Genomic DNA, 18,358 nt, shown 5'->3' on the forward strand with positions numbered 1-18,358 from the left:
CGGACGAGCACCGGAGACGAACCAGAGCACGTAGCAGCGACGACCCAGAGACGGCCAGGGAGAGCATCGATGCAACCGACCCACCCCTACCCGGCAGCACCACAGACCTCCGTGGCCGCAGAGCCCGGCCCGCCCGCGCCGGGAGAGCCACTGCTGCGGATCGAAGACCTGCGGACACACTTCTTCACCGACGAAGGAGTCGTGAAAGCCGTCGACGGGATGGACCTGACCGTGCCCAGCGGCAAGACCGTCTGCGTCGTGGGCGAGTCCGGCTGCGGCAAGTCGATCACGGCCCGTTCGATTCTCCAGCTCGTCGACCAGCCGGGCCGGATCGTCGGCGGTGCGGTCTACTGGCGATCGGGCACGCGCCCGTGGACGGATCTCGCCACGCTCGACGCGACTGGCGAGGAGATCCGCCAGATCCGGGGCGACGAGATCGGCATGGTCTTCCAGGAGCCGATGGCCTCACTGTCGCCGATGTACACCGTGGGTGCCCAGCTCAGCGAGACGTTGCGGCTGCACCGGGGCCTGAACAAGGCCGAGGCCCGCGAGAAGGGCATCGAGCTGCTCCGCAGGGTCGGTATCCCACGGCCGGAGCGGCGCTTCGACAGCTACTCGTTCCAGCTGTCCGGTGGCATGTGCCAGCGAGTCATGATCGCGATCGCGCTGTCCTGCGATCCGGCGCTGCTCATCGCCGACGAGCCGACCACGGCGCTCGACGTGACGACACAGGCACGGATCATCGATCTGCTGAAGAACCTGCAAGAGCAGAACGGCATGGCGATGGTTTTCATCACCCACGACCTCGGCGTGGTGGCCGAGATCGCCGACGAGGTCACGGTCATGTATCTCGGCACGGTCGCCGAACACGGCACCGTCGACGAGATTTTCGGCAATCCCAAGCACCCGTACACCCGGGCGCTCCTCAGCTCGATCCCCACCATGCGGGGTGTGCGGAGCGGCGGTTCGGCCCGGCAGCGGCTCACCGCCATCCGGGGCATGGTGCCGCACCCGCAGAACCGCCCCACCGGGTGTCCCTTTCACACCCGGTGCGAGCTGGCCATCCCGGGCACGTGCGACACCGAAGCACCGCCCGTGGCCCGGTTCGACAGCGCGGGGCACCTCGCGTACTGCCACCTCTTCACGGAACCGGCAGAGCGGCGCGAGCTTCACACCCAGGCGACGCCGTCCGCGCCCGTCTCCGTCATCGAGCCCGAAGTCGCCGTCATTGAGCCTGACCATGAACCGGAACAACACGAGCCGGACCATGAGACCCACCCGCGCACCCCGGCACGCTCGCAGGGGCAGCCGCTGCTCGACGTCCAGGACCTCACCATGCACTTCCCGCTGAGGACCGGCTTGTCCCGACGAGCTCGCACCGTTGTCCGGGCCGTCGACGGCGTCGATCTGACCATCCACCCCGGGGAGACGCTGGGCCTGGTCGGCGAGTCGGGCTGCGGGAAGACCACGCTCGGCCGCTGCATCGCCCGCCTGCTTGAACCCACGAGCGGGCACATCTACTACCGCACCGACGACGGTGACCAGGTCGACCTCACGCGCCTGCGCCGTCGCGAGCTGCACGCGTACCGCCAGCAGATCCGCGTGATCTTCCAGGATCCCTACTCATCGCTGAACCCCCGGATGACGTTGGGGCAGATCATCGGCGAGCCGTTGCGGGTGAACCGGCTGGCCCGCGGCTCCGAGCTGGAGGACCGGGTAGCCGACATGCTGTCCCGCGTCGGCCTGCGCCCCGAGTACATCCGCCGCTACCCGCACGCGTTCTCCGGTGGAGAACGCCAGCGCATCAACATCGCCCGCGCGCTCGTCACCAACCCGCGCCTGGTCATCGCCGACGAGGCCGTATCCGCTCTCGACGTCTCGGTACGCGCACAGATCCTCAATCTGCTCGTCGACCTTCAGGCCGAGCTCGATCTCACGTACCTGTTCGTCTCGCACGACCTGTCGGTGGTCGAACACATCAGTGATCGGGTCACCGTCATGTACCTGGGCAACGTCGTGGAATCGGCGGACACGTCCGATCTGTACCGCCAGCCGCACCACCCGTACACCGAGGCCCTGATGAGTGCGGTGCCCTTGCCCGACCCGGGGCTGCGCACCGCCCGGCACCGCACGCAGATACCCGACGACCTGCCGGACCCCACGAATCCACCGCCGGGTTGCCCGTTTCACCCCCGCTGTCCGCACGTCCGTCCGGACCGATGCCGGGCCGAGATTCCCGAGCTCCGCCGTACCGGAGACCAGCGCCTCGCGGCCTGCCACCATTCGGAGTCCCTCACGCTGACCGGCGTTTCGTGACGCCATACGCACCGCGCGACGGATCCCTCGCACGCCGGTTCGGTGCGCCGCCGACGCGCAGCCGGTGCTCTAAGCCCTCTTGAGCAATCCCGACACTCCCACTAAAGTGACCGAAACTATTAATAGACGCACACTTAATCGAATATAAGTGTGTCCGTTTAGGTCACAGCGCACCGGGAAGCCGACGGAGGAGATCGTCATGTGGATCGAAACGAAGGGCCTGAGCCGCAGGAGCCTGCTGGCCGCAGCAGCGTCGTCCCTGCTGGTTCCGGCCGCCGCCAGCACGGGCGTTGCGGCATCACCCGCTCGCTCCGGGACGGCCGGCTCTGCCGGTCCACTCCTGACGCGCAGCGAGGGCGGCGAGCCCGTGTCGCTAGGCTCCCCGCTCACCGACGTCAACATGGTCGGAGCCCAGGTCTTCACCCGCAACGACGGCGTCCCCATGCTGTGCGGCGTCACCAGCGGGTCTCCAGCCAGCGTCTCGGGTGTCGACGCCCGAACCGGCGAACTCCTCTTCAGCGAGCCCCTGCCGGGCGCCAGCGGATCGTACGGCGCGATCGTCGGCCCCGACGGGCTCGTCTACCTCGGGTCGCAGTCGAACGGCCTGCTGTTCCGGGTCGATCCGAGCGACGGCACCGTGGAGGAACTCGGCCGTCCACTCGCCGGCGAGACCTACGTGTGGGAGCTCGTCGTCGGCGACGACGGCCAGCTTTTCGGCGTGACCTATCCGGGAGCACGGCTGTTCCGATACAACCCGGAAACCGGCGACGTCCACGACTACGGCTCCGTCGTGTCCGATACCAAGTACGCCCGGGCGGTTGAGGCCACCGGCGGCTCCGTCTACGTCGGCACCTCGCGGGGCGTGCACCTCCTCCGCGTCGACCCGGGCACGGGAGACATCCGCGAACTCGGCCTTCCCGACGGCGTCGAGGCGGGCGACGTCGGCACGTCCGTCTGGGAGGTCAACGCCTCCGGCGGGTTGCTGTATGTACGCCTCGGCGACGACATCAAGTACTCGCCGCTCTACGCCTTCGACCCGTCCACCGAGGAATGGATCGCCAGCCTCGACAACGTCGCCGGCCTGCACATGGCCGAGCCCGGCCCCGACGGGCGCGTCTACGTCATGCACGACAACGAGCTGACCGGATGGGACCCGCACACCGGCGAAACCACGAGCACCGGCCTGCTGTACCCCGGCCGGGTGTGGAACTACCGCGGCGTCGGCTGGGTCGAGCTCGACGACCCCGACTGGCCCGGCCAGACCCTCACCGGATGGTTCTGGCGCGGAGAGATGTGGCGGTACAACCCGCAGACCGGCCAGCACTCGATGACCGACGGGGCCACCGTGCCGGGCGAGCCGCGAGATGTCCTCTCCCTGGTCACGACGCACGACGGTGCGGTGCTCGCCGGCGGTTTCCTCGCCGGATTCGCCCGTGTCGACCCGGACGACGCCACCACCGACTTCAACCGGTTCTCGCAGACCGAATCCCTGCTCGACGACGGCGAGTCGGTGTGGGTCGGCGCCTACCCCGATGCCCGCGGCTACCAGTACGACCCGGACGAGCCGTGGAACAGCTCCGAGTACTCGCCGGGACCGCCAGGGACGCCGGAGAACCCCGTCAAGATCTGGGACCTGAAGGGACACGACGACCCCCAGGACCGGGTGTTCGCGATCGCGCGCGCCGGCCAGTACATCGTCGCCGGAACCGGCCCGGCCGGGCCCACCTTCGGCGGTGCCCTCGTGGTGCACGACACCGAGGCCGACGACTACCGGGTCACCGCCGCCGAGCTGGGCGATCGGGCGGTCTGCGACCTAGCTGTCGACGGCGGCGTGGTCTACGCCGGCACCTGGATTCACGGCGGATCTGGCGCCCCCGAGCCGCCGGAGACCGAAGGCAACCTCTTCGCGTACGATCCCGGCAGCGACCAGATCCTCTGGTCGGCCACGCCCGTTCCCGGTGCCGCATCGTACGCCGGGGTGCACATCGACCGGGACGGCTTGCTGTGGACGATCGCCGATACGACGCTGGCCGAGATCGACCCGGAGACCGGCGAGGCCATCCGCACCGTCGAGCTGGGTGACCGGCCAGCTGGCGGGCGCACCTTCCCGAACACGGTGGCCATCCTGCGCGAGGCTCCTGATGCCCCGGCGCTCTACGTGAAGTCGGCGGGCCGGCTGTGGCGGGTCTGGACCCGTACCGGAGCCGTCGAGGACCTCGGCCTCTCCGGATACCGGCTGTTCACCGTGCTGCCGGATGGTTCGCTCGTGCTCGCGGACGCCGAGGAGCTCTTCCGGTGGGACCCGCCCGCGTACGACGAGTCCGGCCCCACCATCTCGGTGACATCGAAGCGCCACGGCGGCGAGTGGATCGAACGGATCGTCATCGAGGCGGAGGACACCGGCGGATCTGGCCTGTGGGAGGTGCGCTACCGGCTGCGCGGTGGGGACTGGACCGAGTACACCGGGCCGATCGCCGTGTCACGGCCCGGCCGGCACCACATCGAGGTCACCGCCGTCGATGGCGCAGGGAACGAGACGACAGACACGCAGCGCGTGCTGGTCCGGCCGAACAGGTGACGATCGGCTGACACGCGGCGAGCCACGGCACGTCCACTCGTTGCGGACGCCCGCTCCAAAAGAACCGGCGTTGTCGAGGTCATAGCCTCGACAACGCCGGTTTCTTATGAGCACGTTGCGGGCACGCCGGCGGGGTCGTACGACCAGCCAGCAGCGATCGAGTAAGAATGATCCCGTGCAGCAACAATCGACAACGAGCGTGCTGACCCGTTCCAGCCTCGCCGGCGATCTCCGTGCACTCGGGCTCGCCGAGGGCGACGCCGTCATGCTCCACGCGGCCTTCCGGCAGGTCGGCACGGTACTCGGCGGGCCCGACGCGCTCGTCGACGCCGTGCTCGACGTGATCGGCCCCGGGGGAACGCTGCTGAGCTACCAGGACTGGGAACTGAACGTGGACATCTGGGACGGCGACGGCCGGGTGATCGACGCCCTCCGTGACCACGTGCCGCCGTTCGACCCGGCGACCGCTCGCCCGTCACGTGATCACGGCATCATCGCGGCCACGATCGGCACGCGACCGGGCGCGCGCCGAAGCGGCAACCCTGGGGCGTGTGTCGCCGCCATCGGCGCTCTCGCCGACGAGTTCACCGCCGCCCACCCTCTCGACTTCGGGTACGGAGAGGACTCCCCCTTCGCCCGTCTCGTCGCGTCAGGTGGACGGGTCCTGATGGTGGGCGCGCCGCTCGACACGATGACACTCCTCCACCATGCCGAGCACCTGGCCGACCTCCCGCACAAGCGGCGCGTCCAGGTCGAGTATCCCCTCGCGACGCCGGCGGGGACCGAATGGCGCGTGGTCGAGGAGTACGACACCGCGGCACCGGTCGTCGACGGCCCGCCAGAGGACTACTTCCGGCTGATCGTCACCGACTACCTCGCCACGGGAGCGGGCCGCAGCGGCCTCCTCGGCGCGGCCAACAGCGTGCTGGTCGACGCCGCCGGGATCACCTCGTTCGCCGTCTCCTGGCTTGAGGACCGGTACGGCCACTGACAGACACTGACGGCCGCTGACGGCTGTCTGCGCCGGCCGTTCGCCCCACGCAGGGGCGTACGCCGACCCCTGGCACAACACGTCGGCGCTCCGAAAAGAACCGGCATTGTCGAGGTCATGGCCTCGACAATGCCGGTTCTTAACAGCGCGTTGTGGGCACGCGGTGATCGACCGCTACAGCCGATCAGCCGTTGCCCTTGACGCCCTTCTCGATACGGTCACCGATGTCCGGGTCGATGTTGCGCCAGTACTGGAAGGCACGCTGCAAGATCGGCTCGGAGACGCCGTTCTTCAGATGCCCGACGACGTTGGACACCAGCCGCGCCCGGGCGTCGTCGTCCATCACCTCCCGGACCAGGGTGCCAGCCTGCACGAAGTCGTCGTCGTCCTTGCGCGGCGTGTAGGCGGCGTGCACCATCTCGCCGCTGGTGTACCAGCCGGCAGGTTCGCCGAACCGCGACGTGTCCGCCTGCGGGCCACCGTACGAGTTCGGCGCGTACACCGGGTCGGACACGTTGTTGACCCGCATCACGCCGTCCTTGCTGTAGCTGTGCACCGGGCACTGCGCCGAGTTGACCGGAATCTGCTTGTAGTTGACTCCCAGCCGGGCGCGGTGCGCATCGGCATAGGAGAACAGCCGGGCCAGCAGCATCTTGTCCGGGCTCGGCCCGATACCGGGCACCAGGTTGTTCGGCTCGAAGGCCGCCTGCTCGATCTCGGTGTGGTAATCGGTCGGGTTGCGATCCAGCGTCAAACGGCCGACCGGGATGAGCGGGTAATCACTGTGCGGCCACACCTTGGTGAGGTCGAACGGGTTGAACCGGTAGGTCTTGGCTTCCTCGAACGGCATGATCTGCATGTACAGGGTCCAGCTCGGGTAATTGCCCTGCTCAATCGCATCGTACAGGTCACGCGTGTGGTAGTCGCCATCCTCGCTGGCGATCCGGTCGGCCTCGTCCTGGGTGAGGAAGTCGATGCCCTGGTCGGTCTTGAAGTGGTACTTCACCCAGAACTTCTCGCCGTCGGCGTTGACCCACATGTACGTGTGGCTGGAGTAGCCGTTCATGTGCCGCCACGTCTTCGGGATGCCCCGGTCACCCATCAGCCAGGTGACCTGGTGCGCGGACTCCGGCGAGAGCGTCCAGAAGTCCCACTGCATGTCGTTGTCCCGCAGGTTGTTGTCCGCGCGGCGCTTCTGCGAGCGGATGAAGTGCTGGAACTTCATCGGGTCGCGGACGAAGAATACCGGCGTGTTGTTGCCGACCATGTCGTAGTTGCCTTCGCTGGTGTAAAACTTCACCGCGAAGCCGCGCGGGTCACGCCACGTGTCCGGACTGCCCCGTTCGCCCGCCACACTGGAGAACCGGATCATCACCTCGGTCTCCGTGCCCGGCTGGAACACCGCCGCCTTGGTGTAGGCGCTGACGTCGTTGGTGACAACGAACTTGCCGAAGGCTCCCGCTCCCTTGGCGTGCGGCTGGCGCTCCGGGATGCGCTCCCGGTTGAACGCCGCCATCTGCTCGATGAGGTAGTTGTCCTGCAGCAGGATCGGACCGTCGGGGCCGACCGTGAGCGAGTGCTCGTCGCTCGCTACTGGAATACCAGCATCTGTCGTCGTGGGGGGCCTGGATTCCGCCATTACTGTGCCTCCTCGTCATTGGCTGGATCATGTGTCAACGGCGCCATATCCGGGTCCGTTCGCGGCCCCGTTCCCGACGCCCCGTCCGTCGTTCTCGACGCCGTATCCGTCGTCGTTCCCGTTGCCGCTGCTGACGCCGCCGCACGCGAGCAATCGCGACAAATGCCCCAGAACACCACCTCGGCCTCGTCGACGTCGTACCCGTGCGCCTCGCTGGGAACCAGGCATGGCTGGTCACCCACCGCACAATCGACGTCGTCGATCCGGCCGCATTCGCGGCAGACGAGGTGGTGATGGTTGTCGCCGACGCGACGCTCGTAGCGTGCCGGGTGGCCGGCCGGCTCGATCCGCCGGACGAGCCCCGCCGTCGAGCATGCCACCAGCACGTCGTAGATCGCCTGCGTCGACACCGACCCGAGGCGCTCACGCACACCCGTACCGACCTGATCGGCGGTCGCGTGCGGGTGCCCTTCGAGCCACTCCAGCACCGCCACGCGGGGCCCGGTCACCCGGAGCCCGGCCTGGCGGAGCTCGTCGTGCACCGAGGTGTTGCCATGGGGCATGCTTCTACTGCACTACGTTTTCTGGAATCAGTCAAGCAATTCATACAACAAAGATTATGCCCCGCCCCCTCCCGCTGATCATGAACACTTTGCCATGCCACAGCCCCACGAAGTCTTCATGATCAGCGGGTCGACGGCGGCGAACGCGGCCCCTCGTCACCGTTTCCCCGCGGTTCACGCTCGCGTAAGCTAGCGGGTCACCCGAATCTGCTCTCATCCAGGAATGACGTTGCCCGTGAGCACGCCCACCCCGGCCCGGAACCGCCGCCCGCTGTTCGCCTGGGCCATCTGGGACTGGGGATCCCAAGCGTTCAACACCATCATCCTGACCTTCGTCTTCACCGTGTATCTCACCGACGCCGTGGCCACGGATCCGGACAGCGGATCACAAGCGCTAGGGACGGCACTGACCATCGCCGGTGCCATCGTCGCCGTCCTCGCACCGGTCACCGGCCAGCGCAGCGACGCCAGCGGGCGCCGCAAACTGTGGCTGGCCGTGCACAGCATCATCGTGATCGTCTGCATGGCGGCGTTGTTCTTCGTCCGGCCGGACCCCTCGTACCTGCTGCTCGGGCTGGCACTCATCGCACTGGCCAGCATCTTCTCCGAGTTCGCCGGCGTGAACTACAACGCCATGCTGATGCAGGTGTCCACGCGCGAGACCATCGGCCGCGTCTCCGGTTTCGGATGGGGCATGGGCTACTTCGGCGGGCTCGTCGCGCTCGTCGCCGTGCTGTTCGCGTTCGTCCAGCCCGACGTGGGCCTGTTCGGCGTGACCTCCGACGACGGCATGGACATCCGCGCCGTCGCCGTGTTCTGCGCCGCCTGGTTCGCCGTGTTCGCACTGCCCCTGTTCTTCTTCGTGCCCGAGGCGCCGGCCTCGGGAGATGCTCCCCGGCGCAACATCATCGCGAGCTACGTCGTTCTCGGGAAGCGGATCGCGCGAATGTGGCGCAACGAGCGGCGCACGCTGTGGTTCCTCGGCGCCAGCGCCATCTACCGCGACGGCCTGGCGGCGGTCTTCACGTTCGCCGGGGTGATCGCCGCCGGGACGTTCGGGTTCAGCTCCACCGAGGTCATCATCTTCGCCATCGCCGCCAACCTGACCGCCGGCCTCGGCGCGATCTTCGGTGGGCGCGTCGACGATCGTCTGGGCCCGAAGACGGTGATCGTGGGTGGGCTGGCGTCGCTGCTCGTCGTCGGTGTCGCGATCACCTCGCTAGAAGGGGCGGTCGTCTTCTGGGTCGGCGGCCTCATCCTTGCTACCTTCGTCGGCCCCATCCAGTCCGCCAGCCGCACGTTCCTCGCCCGCCTGACCCGGCCCGGACTGGAAGGCGAAGCGTTCGGCCTCTACGCGACCATGGGCCGCGCCGTCAGCTTCGCCGGGCCACTGGCGTTCAGCGGGTTCATCTCGATCTTCGGCACGCAGCGCGCGGGCATGGCCGGCATCGTGCTCGTCCTGTTCCTCGGCCTGGTCGCGGTACTGGGCGTGCGCCCGCCCGGGCAGGCTCCTCGCACGGCTGACGACGCTGGAAGTTCACCCCTGCCCGGATGACACCGACGCCCGCGCCCGGCCACTCGACAGCTGGGTGTACACGGCCAGGCCCGCCATGATGACCACCGTCGACAGTCCCAGCGCCAGCGGCGTCATGGCGTCGCGGCCGAGGTGCGCACCCACGGCGACGAGAACCAGCAACGCCGCCGCGACGTAGCGCGACCGGGCCACGTTTCCCCAGCGGGAACGCAGGAACAGCAGGTTGCCCGCGAGATAGATCAACGGCCCGCCCACCGTCGTGAAGATCATGGGGCTGTCGAGCGTGTCGTGCGTGAGGCGCAGCTCGATCGACACGGCGACGACGATCGCACCCGCCACCATGATCGCGTGCGCATACGCGAAAGCGGAACGCAGCACCCGGGTCTCGCTGCGGGCACCGGTATGTGCCACGTCGTGACCGGCGATCGCGAAGTAGTTCCACCATTGCACCAGCAGACCGACGAAACCGAGCCCGGTCACCACGAGGGCACTCGTGGAGATCACGTCCAGCTCCGACAGCGTGAAGCCCATGATCAGGATCGACTCGCCGAGAGCGATGATGAACACGAGCCGGTTGCGCTCAGCCAGGTGCTCGGCGTCCACCGGCCACGTGTGCATCGGTGCCGTACCGAAGCCCGGCACCCGGAAATCCGCCCGGGGCGCCAAGTAGTCGAGGAAGACCGCGAACAGCCAGATCCACAGCCGCGACTCCTCGGGAGCCAACCCGCCGATGAGCCAGACCACACCGGCCGCAGCGCTCCAGGTGAGCAGGTGCGCGTAGTTGCGGCCGAGCTGCTCGCCCCGATAAGCCGCCACCATGAACGCCGCTCGCACCACGTGGGCGAACACGTAGCACGCGGCGAACAAGAACCCGTCCTCGTCGAAGGCGTGGGGAATCGCCAGCGCCATACCGAGCGCGGCCAGCATCAGCACCGCGTTGAGCAGCCGGACCAGCCCGCTGCGCGGGTCGAGCCAGTTCATGGCCCACGCGGTGTAGTTCCACACCCACCACACGCCGAGGAACAGCACACCGACCTGCGCCGCCCCGGTCCACGTCAGGTCATCCAACAGGGTGTGTGAGATCTGGATGATCGTGAACACGTAGACGAGATCGAAGAAGAGCTCGATCGGCCCCACCTCGGAACGATGCTCATCATCCGCCCGCCGGACACCGCCCAGCCCGCGCCGAGCGTGCACCATCTTCCCCATCGACGGCTCCCCGTCAGCTCGTTTCTGTCGCGGTCAACCATGCCATGCACCGGGCTCGGCCGCAGGTCGACCGACGCAATCCTCCAGTTCCACGAGTGTGTATAGACTGATCCCATGGCTGAATTCGGCGCCGTCATGGCACGCGTCTACGGGCTGTTCAACCGCAACCCGAAGTCCAACCAGATGATGGTGGATATCGCCGAGTTGAAGCCCGACGATCGGCTGCTGGAGATCGGATGCGGTGCGGGTGCAGCCGTGGCCCTGGCCGCCGAGCAGATCGGCGCCGAGAACGTGGCCGCTGTCGATCCGTCCGAGACCTTCGTCGACATGGTTCGCCGCCGCGTTCCCGGCGCTGACGTGCGGGTCGCCGGTGCCGAGGACCTGCCGTTTGACGACGCGTCGTTCACCGTCATCTGGTCGATCGCCTCCATGCATCACTGGCCGGACCGTGCCGCGGGGCTCGCCACTGTAGCGTCGAAACTCGCTCCGGGAGGTCGCCTCCTGCTCGCCGAACGGCTGCTCAAGAAACCCGGCCACGGCATCACATCCGCGCAGCTAGCCGAGGTCAAGGCAGAACTCGCGGAGCTCGGCCTCAGCAACCCGGAAACGATCGAGCGCAAGCTCGGCCGCAAGACGATGGCGGTCATCCACGCCACGCGCTGAATCCGGCCGGACACGGCAACGCGGTTCGTCGGCTGGATTGCCCTGACGAGCGCTGCCCGATGCGTTCGCTGCAGGCGGCCGTTTAGCTAAAGCTTTTGCTGCCCCTGACCGGCTTCCAGCTCGTCTAGAGACGACACCTCCGTTTCGACATAGACGGGCGAACCGTCAACTGCGTGGGTGAGCAGATACCGATGAACCATGGCCGTGCCGTCAGGCGCTTCTTCTACCCTCCAGTACTCTGGAATACCAGCCGATGCATAAAGCCGGGGCTTGATGCCCCGATCCTCGCGGTGTGAGCTGTTTGAGACAATCTCCACCAGGAGAGCGAAGTCTGTGGCTGGTCGATACGCAGCATCGCCCGCGGGTGGTTCGCGGAAAACACCGACATCGCACGTGCGAATCTCTCCGGGGCCAATCTCCACGCCTTGCTCGATGTATGCGTGCCTGCCTTGCTCCCGCAAGACACGAACGATCCGATACTGCGCGTCCGCATGCCACGGGCGCATGGCTGCCGCCATCACGACCAAGTTCCCCTCCCTGACCTCATAACGAAACTCGGGCGACAGCGTCTCCAGTACCTCAGCGGTCCACTCAGACTTCTCCGGCAGCTCGAGGATCGCCATCTCACACCTCCCTGCCGATCATCGTCATACACATCGGCTCGGCGGTGTTCATTCTAGTCCTCGATGAAAGGCCGGGTGAGCATTCGACCGAGAGCCCACGGAGGCCGCCGCGGATAGTCGTCCCTTCAGGCGAAACGACTGCCAGGCGGGACGTACCTCCCGACCGGCATCCTCACGTGGTCACGCGTCGTAGGCGTCAGCGGTCACCCTTCTCATCGTTCGGGTGTTCCTGCATCTGCTGCGCCGCGGTGCGCACCTGCGCCACAGCGTCGGCGACGTCCAGGCCGAGCGCCCGCAACAGGTCCGTCGCCGTTGACCTCACCTGGGCGACCACCGCACTCGTGGGCATGCTCGCCTGGTCGCTGACCAGCAGGCTCGCTCGTCCCGCGGCGCGCACCGCATCCGCTCGCGCCCGGGCACCTCCCTCGCCCCCGTCAAGTTCCGTCTCCAGTCCGAGGACCGCAGCGGCGAGATCGCGGACCGCGAGCGCCAACTCCGGGGAGATCCTCTTCTCCATCGAGCACACCCGGACCACTCCCCGGGCGAGCACGCGCACGTCTCGCACCGCCAGCTCGACGGGGCCGAGCGCCGCAGCCTGACGCCCGACGTGTGATCGCTTCCGGCGGTGTGGCGGCGAGAGGAACGCTGTCTCCTCGGCCTGGTCGATCGCCTCCTGCCAGGCGTGAACGTAACCGTCAAGCGTACGTGACCGTTCCAGGACAGCATCCGCCTCGGTGACGGCTCCCGTTTCCAGGGCGACGGCTATCTGTTCAAGCGTCCCGCGCAGTTCGGCGAACAGCGGCGTGGCGGCAGCGCGGGTGCTGGCCAGCGGGTGCCGCGGCAAGGTAAACGACGCCACGAGGCCAACACCACCACCGATCAGAACGTCGATCAGGCGCTGGTTGGCCAGCGAACTGTACAGGCCGTCAGGAGGTTCGATCGTGGCGATCAGGACACTGGCCACTCCTGCCTGCGTAACCAGCATGGGAGGGGCGCCAAGTGCCGTCGCGGCCCCCATCGCGAGCGTCGCGACCGCGAACACCTGCACGGGTCCCGTCCCGATCACAGCGATCAACAGGTCGCCGATGACGACACCAACCGCGGCCCCAGCGACGATCTCCACGGCGCGCCGGACCCGCCGCCCGGGCGCCAGGCTGAGCACCAGCATGGCACCGATCGGGGCGAAGATACCCGGCCGGTGCCCCAACACCTCGTGCGCCAGGAACCACGATGCACCGGCCGCCGCAGCCGCCTGCACGAGCGTGGTTCCTGCCTCCCGGAGACGCCCCGCCGGCGACGCCAGTACGCGCGCGAACCTGCTGAACAGCTCCTTCGGAGCATGGCGCCGGCCCACCCTTCGACCTCCCTCGTCGACGGATCGCTGCTCCCATTGTCCGGTCTCGCCGTGCAGCCGGGTGTGACCGGCGCGCGGCCAGTGCCACGGCCCCAACGCCCAGCGCCGCGGTCATCGGCCTCTCGATCAGGAGAAAAACGAGGTGTGCGGTGCGCAGCGGCCCGTCGTCGGACAGTCGATGCCAGCACGTACGTTGACGACCATGTCCAGTCAGCAGGGCCCCCACGATGCGGTGTTTCGTCGGATTCTCGGTGAACCTGCGAACGCGGCTACACAGTTGCGCGCGACACTGCCAGCTACCATGGTGGCTCGGCTCGACCTGGATCAGCTGGCCCGGGTGTCCGGTAGCTTCGTCGATGCGTCGCTGCGCTGGCGGCACTCCGATCTGCTTTTCACTGTCCCGGTCGACGGTCACGAGGCGTTCATCTACATCCTCGTCGAGCACCAGAGCAGCGCCGACCCCTTGATGCCGTTTCGGATGTTGCGCTATGTGGTGCAGATCTGGGACAGGTACCTGGCGGGGCACCCCGGGGTCACCCGCCTGCCCGCGGTCATCCCGCTGGTGGTGCACCACAACCGGAACCCGTGGACGGGCCCGACGGACGTGCTGGATCTGCTCGACGTGGACAGCGATATCGCCGACGCGGCGCGCGAAAACCTGCCACGATTCCGGTTCCTGCTCGACGATCTGGCCGTCCTCGACGAGCAGGCGCTTCGCAGCCGACCGCTGACGCCGCCAGCCCGCATGACACTGCTCCTGCTCAAGATCGCTGCCGGCAATGCTCGGCTCGCCGATGACCTCCGGCCATGGACCGACGAGCTGCGCGCAATCCTGGAACGATCCGGCGGCATCGACGACTTCATCGCTCTGTTGACGTACATTGAAACCGTAGGAGAGGCACCCGTCGATGAGCTCCACGACCTGTTCGCACAACTCGGGCCAGACGCAGAGGAGGCGTACGTGACCACCGCAGACATGCTACGCGCCGAAGGCCGCACCAAGGGCCGCGCCGAGGGTCGCGCCGAAGCGCTCATACAGCAGCTGACGCTCAAGTTCGGCCCACTTCCCCAAACTGCGCTCGACGCCATACACGCCGCATCCACCGAGCAGCTAGAAATCTGGACTGCCCGCGTCCTCACCGCAGACACGCTGGATCAGGTCCTGCATTGAACCGACAGGCCGCGTATCGGGAACCCCCTGGTGTAGGCACGCTTTGCACTGACGGGCTTCGCCCGGCCTCGAGGATGGAAAGGCTCCTTGTCACTGGGAGCGTCTGGGTCTGTCTTGTCCGGCTGCGATCGCTTGGGGTATGAGGGCGTGGCGGTACCGTTCGGCCGGTAGTCGGGCGAGTGCGTCGGTCTTGATGATGTAGCGCCCGAAGATGATCCCCATGATCAGGGTCAGGATCGCAGCGGTGCGGTCGCGGGCACGATGCCCGCCGAAAAATTCAATGAGGCGCTGGCTGATCTCGGTCTCGACGTATTCGTGCAGCGCGGCAAGCAAGCGAGGGTCCTCCAGTGCGGCGTGGATCAGCCGCGCCAGACGCGGTCCGGTCTTGGGGTCTTCCCAGGCGGTGATGACCTGGTTGACCAGTCGTTCGCCCAGCAGTTCGGGCGGTCCTGGGAGTGCCTGCTCCACCACCTCGGCTGGGCTCAACACCACCGCCGTGACCTGCGCGAACAGTCCTCGCTTGGACCCGAAATGGTGGGCCACGAGAGCCGGATCGCAGTCGGCGGCCTCGGCCAGCATGCGCAGGCTGGTGCCTTGGTACCCGTGCTCGGTAAACAGCCTCGTACCGGCTTCCAGAAGACGGTCTCGACCACGAGAGGTGCCCAGTGGTGGTCGACCGCGCCGTTTATTCATCGGTGTTGAGTTTAATGGCTCTGGTGGTGATGCTGACGTGACTCAGCAACACCACGAGGGAGGCACGATGCCGCTACTGCTGTCCCGATCCGATCTGAGCCCACTGGCGGCGGACGACGAGGCATTGGATGATGTCATTGACGCGGTGCAGGAATCGCTGCTACGCAGCCATGCCGGTGATCGCGGTGAGTCGGTTTTCGCCGGGGTCGGCCTGTCGAATGGGGATGAGCTGACGAGTCAGCTTGGGGCCTCCTCGGACGGGGCCAGTGTGCGGCTGTTTCCCAGGATCGTCCGTGGCGTTCGGCGCAATGCCTGGCTCGGCATCCAGATCGACGGAGCGGCCGGTGAGGTCGAAAGCATGATCGCGCTCGATGACCTGAACGAGCTGCGGACTTCGGTCCCGGCCGCGGTCGGGGTGCGCTATCTCGCCCCCGAGCATGCGACGACCCTGACGGTGCTCGGCAGCGGCGCGCAGGCGGCCAGCCACCTCCGGACATTTGTCCGGGTGATGCCCGGTCTCGAGACCGTCCGAGTGTGGAGCCCGACGAAAGCGCATCGCGACGCGTTCGCCGATGACATGTCGGAGCGGCTGCAAGTGGGGGTGACGGCCATGGATACCGTGGAGACTGCGGTCGACGGCGCCGACGTCATCACCGCTGCTGGTCGCACCACCCCCGGCGAGTCGGCAGTGCCGGATCCGACAGTGGTACGGGCGGGGACGCTGTTCGTGAGCGTGACTGCGGCCGGGCTGAATCTACTGCCGCTCGGAGCACGGCTGGCGGTGCCGACCACGCAGCGACCGGAACTGGTGGCCCATGGCTTTGCCAGCGGGTTCCTCCGGGACGGCCCACCACCGGCACCGCCGGACGCCCTGGAACTGGCCGAGGTCATCCGCAACCGCCACTCGGCGCGCCGGTCGCCGGCAGAAACGGTGGTGTACGAGCTCGCTGCGCCCTACCTCTGGGACCTTCCGATCTTGACTTGGATCACCGACTGGGCCAAACGCCACGGTGCGGGCACAACCTTCGACTTCTCGGACTGACAACACCTGTCCACCATCCGATCCTTTCCACCGGAAGTACGCGAACAGGGGAGCAGCTAGGCCGTGAGCGAGATACAGACCGATGTGTTGGTCGTCGGAGCTGGACCGTCCGGCTTGGCTGTCGCCGCCGTGCTTGCGAGGTATGGCGTGGATTTCCAGGTGGTGGATGCCAAGTCTGGGCCGGTGGAACAGTCGCGGGCAGCGCTGGTGCACGTGCGGACGCTGGAGCTGCTCGACCGGCTCGACTTGGCCGAAGCAGCCGTGGCCCGCGGGGTGAAGGTCAACACGGTGGAAATCGCCGAGCGAGGGCGGCAGGCCGGGTCGTTCCCGCTTGTCGATCGCGAAGCCGCGCAGACAACGCCGTACCCGTACGCGCTCGGGCTGGAACAACATCAGACCGAACACCTGCTCGCCGAGCACTTGACGTCATGGAGGCGCCCTGTGAAATGGGGTGTCGCGCTAGAAGCGCTCACTGTGAGAGTCGAGGGTGCGAGAGCCGTGGTGCGCCGCGAAGACGGCGTCCAAGACGCCATCACCGCTCGCTGGGTTGTCGGTGCGGACGGGGCACGCAGCCGGGTGCGTCACGCCCTGGGCATCGGTCTCCGTGGCGGCACCTTCGGCCAGACCGGCCTGCTTGCCGACCTGGACCTCGAACTGCCCCACCGAGAAGAGCTCCGGCCGGGGACGCTGCGACTCAACCTCACTCGCGGTGGGTTCGTCGGCCTGTTCGCCTTGCCCTCCGGGCGCTATCGACTGTTCGGCGCGGTCCCACCGAACCTCACCACGGCTCAGCGCGGCACGCAGGTCTCACACGAGGCCTACGCGGAGGTCACCCCGCCCGATCTGCAGAGATGGCTCGACGAATACTTCGCCCTCGATGCCCGCATCCACCACACCACCTGGACCGCGCTATACCGCATCCACAGCCGATGCGCCGAGCACTTCCGCACCGGCGACATCTTCCTAGTCGGCGACGCCGCCCACCTACACAGCCCAGCTGGGGGTCAGGGGATGAACCTCGGCCTCGGCGACGGATTCAACCTCGGCTGGAAGCTGGCCCTCGTAGCCACGGGGCAGGCCCACGAGACATTGCTCGACTCCTACGAATCCGAGCGCTACCCCATCGCCAGGGCCGTGCTGCGCGGCAGTGACCGCGGTTTCGCACTCGAGACCACCCCGAACCCCCTCGCACGATGGTTACGCGCGAACATCGGAACTCGCCTGATCACACCCTTGACCCGGCTACGCTCGGTCCGCGCTGCGATCTTCAAGTTGTTCTCACAGACCTGGATCCGCTACCCGCACAGCCTGGTCACTGCGAACGACAAGAGACACCGCGGCCGGCCCCGTCCCGGCGACAGAGCACCCTTCGGACACCTCGACACTGCACACGGCAAGGCCAGCGTGTTCGACCTCTGCGGTGGTACGGCCCACCATCTGCTGTTCTTCCACGGACCCACGCCCTCCCCCGATCTCCCGTCCGTCCGCACAGCCATCCAAAGCCTGGTCAGCGCTTACGCCATCCCCATAGAAGTTCACGACGTTTCGGCCGATCAAACCGGCCTCCACGCACGCTATGGCGTCACCGCGCCATCCCTGTTCCTGATCCGCCCCGACGGCTATATCTCCTACATCGGAACACCCGACGAACTCCAACGCCTCGAAGCGCACCTCGACCACATCTACGTCCGGCGCCAGCGGGGCGATCCAGCACGCCCCAACTGACCACAGCTAGGGATCGCGATCATCGCAATGCGCTGTGGTCAACGTCCTGCCAGTCGAAAAAGGGCTGCTTGCTCAGGATGGCGGTCCCGTACTGCCGCCGCGGCTCCCCGGGGTTCAGCGGATCACGGTCGAGGTTCGCCCCGTAGACCACGTGCATGTTCAGCTCGCGGGCCAGCCATGCCGCCTGGTCAACGAAGTCGCTGCGCGCGGACCAGTGCCGGTCCACTTCCTGCAGGCCGACGACGTCGGCCTCCTCG

The 18,358-nt window shown here is 67.4% G+C and carries 14 protein-coding genes and 1 pseudogene; 8 read left to right on the forward strand and 7 right to left on the reverse strand.

Annotation, left to right across the window (positions count from 1 at the left end; all coding sequences use genetic code 11):
- Positions 1 to 69 precede the first annotated feature (69 nt).
- The 3 genes from DPM12_RS21405 to aac(3) all read left to right on the forward strand — a co-directional run bounded on the left by DPM12_RS21405 (position 70) and on the right by aac(3) (position 5,885).
- Entirely contained in the window at positions 70 to 2,316 is a 2,247-nt protein-coding gene (locus DPM12_RS21405; protein ID WP_112260383.1) for a dipeptide ABC transporter ATP-binding protein, read from the forward strand.
- Between the two features lie 199 nt (positions 2,317 to 2,515).
- The gene (locus DPM12_RS21410) at positions 2,516 to 4,894 is read left to right on the forward strand and encodes an OmpL47-type beta-barrel domain-containing protein (RefSeq protein WP_112260384.1); all 2,379 of its coding nucleotides are present in this window, start codon (positions 2,516 to 2,518) and stop codon (positions 4,892 to 4,894) included.
- Between the two features lie 175 nt (positions 4,895 to 5,069).
- The gene (gene aac(3), locus DPM12_RS21415) at positions 5,070 to 5,885 is read left to right on the forward strand and encodes an aminoglycoside 3-N-acetyltransferase (RefSeq protein WP_211659213.1); all 816 of its coding nucleotides are present in this window, start codon (positions 5,070 to 5,072) and stop codon (positions 5,883 to 5,885) included.
- Positions 5,886 to 6,069: 184 nt separating this feature from the next.
- Here the strand turns inward: aac(3) and DPM12_RS21420 are convergent, their stop codons facing one another.
- Positions 6,070 to 7,524, reverse strand: coding sequence for a catalase (locus DPM12_RS21420; RefSeq protein ID WP_112260386.1), 1,455 nt, complete (start codon positions 7,522 to 7,524; stop codon positions 6,070 to 6,072).
- The gene (locus DPM12_RS21425; RefSeq protein WP_112260387.1) at positions 7,524 to 8,087 is read right to left on the reverse strand and encodes a Fur family transcriptional regulator; all 564 of its coding nucleotides are present in this window, start codon (positions 8,085 to 8,087) and stop codon (positions 7,524 to 7,526) included. Before DPM12_RS21425 ends, DPM12_RS21420 begins: the two co-directional genes overlap by 1 nt.
- 223 nt (positions 8,088 to 8,310) lie before the next feature.
- Between DPM12_RS21425 and DPM12_RS21430 the strand changes: the two genes are divergently transcribed.
- Complete coding sequence (locus DPM12_RS21430; protein ID WP_112260388.1) at positions 8,311 to 9,642, forward strand: MFS transporter; 1,332 nt, start codon at positions 8,311 to 8,313, stop codon at positions 9,640 to 9,642.
- Here DPM12_RS21430 and DPM12_RS21435 read toward each other — a convergent pair.
- Complete coding sequence (locus DPM12_RS21435) at positions 9,625 to 10,830, reverse strand: low temperature requirement protein A (protein ID WP_112260389.1); 1,206 nt, start codon at positions 10,828 to 10,830, stop codon at positions 9,625 to 9,627. The genes DPM12_RS21430 and DPM12_RS21435 overlap by 18 nt on opposite strands.
- 114 nt (positions 10,831 to 10,944) lie before the next feature.
- On the opposite strand from DPM12_RS21435, the gene DPM12_RS21440 reads away from it, so the two are divergent.
- Positions 10,945 to 11,493 carry a class I SAM-dependent methyltransferase gene (locus DPM12_RS21440; RefSeq protein WP_112260390.1) on the forward strand — a complete coding sequence of 183 codons (549 nt, stop codon included), beginning with the start codon at positions 10,945 to 10,947 and terminating at the stop codon, positions 11,491 to 11,493.
- An 86-nt stretch (positions 11,494 to 11,579) separates the two neighbouring features.
- On the opposite strand, the gene DPM12_RS21445 is transcribed toward DPM12_RS21440, so the two are convergent.
- Together DPM12_RS21445 and DPM12_RS21450 are read right to left on the reverse strand one after the other, a co-directional pair.
- Positions 11,580 to 12,116, reverse strand: coding sequence for a Uma2 family endonuclease (locus DPM12_RS21445; RefSeq protein WP_112260391.1), 537 nt, complete (start codon positions 12,114 to 12,116; stop codon positions 11,580 to 11,582).
- Positions 12,117 to 12,312: 196 nt separating this feature from the next.
- Positions 12,313 to 13,470, reverse strand: coding sequence for an FUSC family protein (locus DPM12_RS21450; protein WP_158542997.1), 1,158 nt, complete (start codon positions 13,468 to 13,470; stop codon positions 12,313 to 12,315).
- Positions 13,471 to 13,672: 202 nt separating this feature from the next.
- Here DPM12_RS21450 and DPM12_RS21455 point away from each other — a divergent pair, with 202 nt between their 5' ends.
- Positions 13,673 to 14,641: an Rpn family recombination-promoting nuclease/putative transposase gene (locus DPM12_RS21455; RefSeq protein WP_158542998.1), complete on the forward strand. Its 969-nt coding sequence runs from the start codon at positions 13,673 to 13,675 to the stop codon at positions 14,639 to 14,641.
- 90 nt (positions 14,642 to 14,731) lie between these two features.
- On the opposite strand, the gene DPM12_RS21460 is transcribed toward DPM12_RS21455, so the two are convergent.
- The gene (locus DPM12_RS21460; RefSeq protein WP_112260400.1) at positions 14,732 to 15,334 is read right to left on the reverse strand and encodes a TetR/AcrR family transcriptional regulator; all 603 of its coding nucleotides are present in this window, start codon (positions 15,332 to 15,334) and stop codon (positions 14,732 to 14,734) included.
- A 37-nt stretch (positions 15,335 to 15,371) separates the two neighbouring features.
- Here DPM12_RS21460 and DPM12_RS21465 point away from each other — a divergent pair, with 37 nt between their 5' ends.
- Together DPM12_RS21465 and DPM12_RS21470 are read left to right on the forward strand one after the other, a co-directional pair.
- Positions 15,372 to 16,376, forward strand: coding sequence for a hypothetical protein (locus DPM12_RS21465; RefSeq protein WP_158542999.1), 1,005 nt, complete (start codon positions 15,372 to 15,374; stop codon positions 16,374 to 16,376).
- A 63-nt stretch (positions 16,377 to 16,439) separates the two neighbouring features.
- Complete coding sequence (locus DPM12_RS21470) at positions 16,440 to 18,101, forward strand: FAD-dependent monooxygenase (protein WP_112260395.1); 1,662 nt, start codon at positions 16,440 to 16,442, stop codon at positions 18,099 to 18,101.
- 43 nt (positions 18,102 to 18,144) lie between these two features.
- Here DPM12_RS21470 and DPM12_RS21475 read toward each other — a convergent pair.
- Positions 18,145 to 18,358 (reverse strand): annotated as a pseudogene (locus tag DPM12_RS21475) (endonuclease/exonuclease/phosphatase family protein); the annotation flags it as partial.

The sequence above is a fragment of the Phytoactinopolyspora halophila genome, from assembly GCF_003287285.1.
In the GTDB taxonomy this organism is placed as follows: domain Bacteria; phylum Actinomycetota; class Actinomycetes; order Jiangellales; family Jiangellaceae; genus Phytoactinopolyspora_A; species Phytoactinopolyspora_A halophila.

Coding starts and splice junctions, on each gene's coding strand:
- DPM12_RS21430 (WP_112260388.1), top strand. CDS start 8,311: ATGACGTTGCCCGTGAGCACGCCCACCCCGGCCCGGAACCGCCGCCCG.
- DPM12_RS21420 (WP_112260386.1), bottom strand. CDS start 7,524: ATGGCGGAATCCAGGCCCCCCACGACGACAGATGCTGGTATTCCAGTA.
- DPM12_RS21425 (WP_112260387.1), bottom strand. CDS start 8,087: ATGCCCCATGGCAACACCTCGGTGCACGACGAGCTCCGCCAGGCCGGG.
- DPM12_RS21405 (WP_112260383.1), top strand. CDS start 70: ATGCAACCGACCCACCCCTACCCGGCAGCACCACAGACCTCCGTGGCC.
- DPM12_RS21440 (WP_112260390.1), top strand. CDS start 10,945: ATGGCTGAATTCGGCGCCGTCATGGCACGCGTCTACGGGCTGTTCAAC.
- DPM12_RS21455 (WP_158542998.1), top strand. CDS start 13,673: ATGTCCAGTCAGCAGGGCCCCCACGATGCGGTGTTTCGTCGGATTCTC.
- DPM12_RS21435 (WP_112260389.1), bottom strand. CDS start 10,830: ATGGGGAAGATGGTGCACGCTCGGCGCGGGCTGGGCGGTGTCCGGCGG.
- DPM12_RS21445 (WP_112260391.1), bottom strand. CDS start 12,116: ATGGCGATCCTCGAGCTGCCGGAGAAGTCTGAGTGGACCGCTGAGGTA.
- DPM12_RS21460 (WP_112260400.1), bottom strand. CDS start 15,334: ATGAATAAACGGCGCGGTCGACCACCACTGGGCACCTCTCGTGGTCGA.
- DPM12_RS21410 (WP_112260384.1), top strand. CDS start 2,516: ATGTGGATCGAAACGAAGGGCCTGAGCCGCAGGAGCCTGCTGGCCGCA.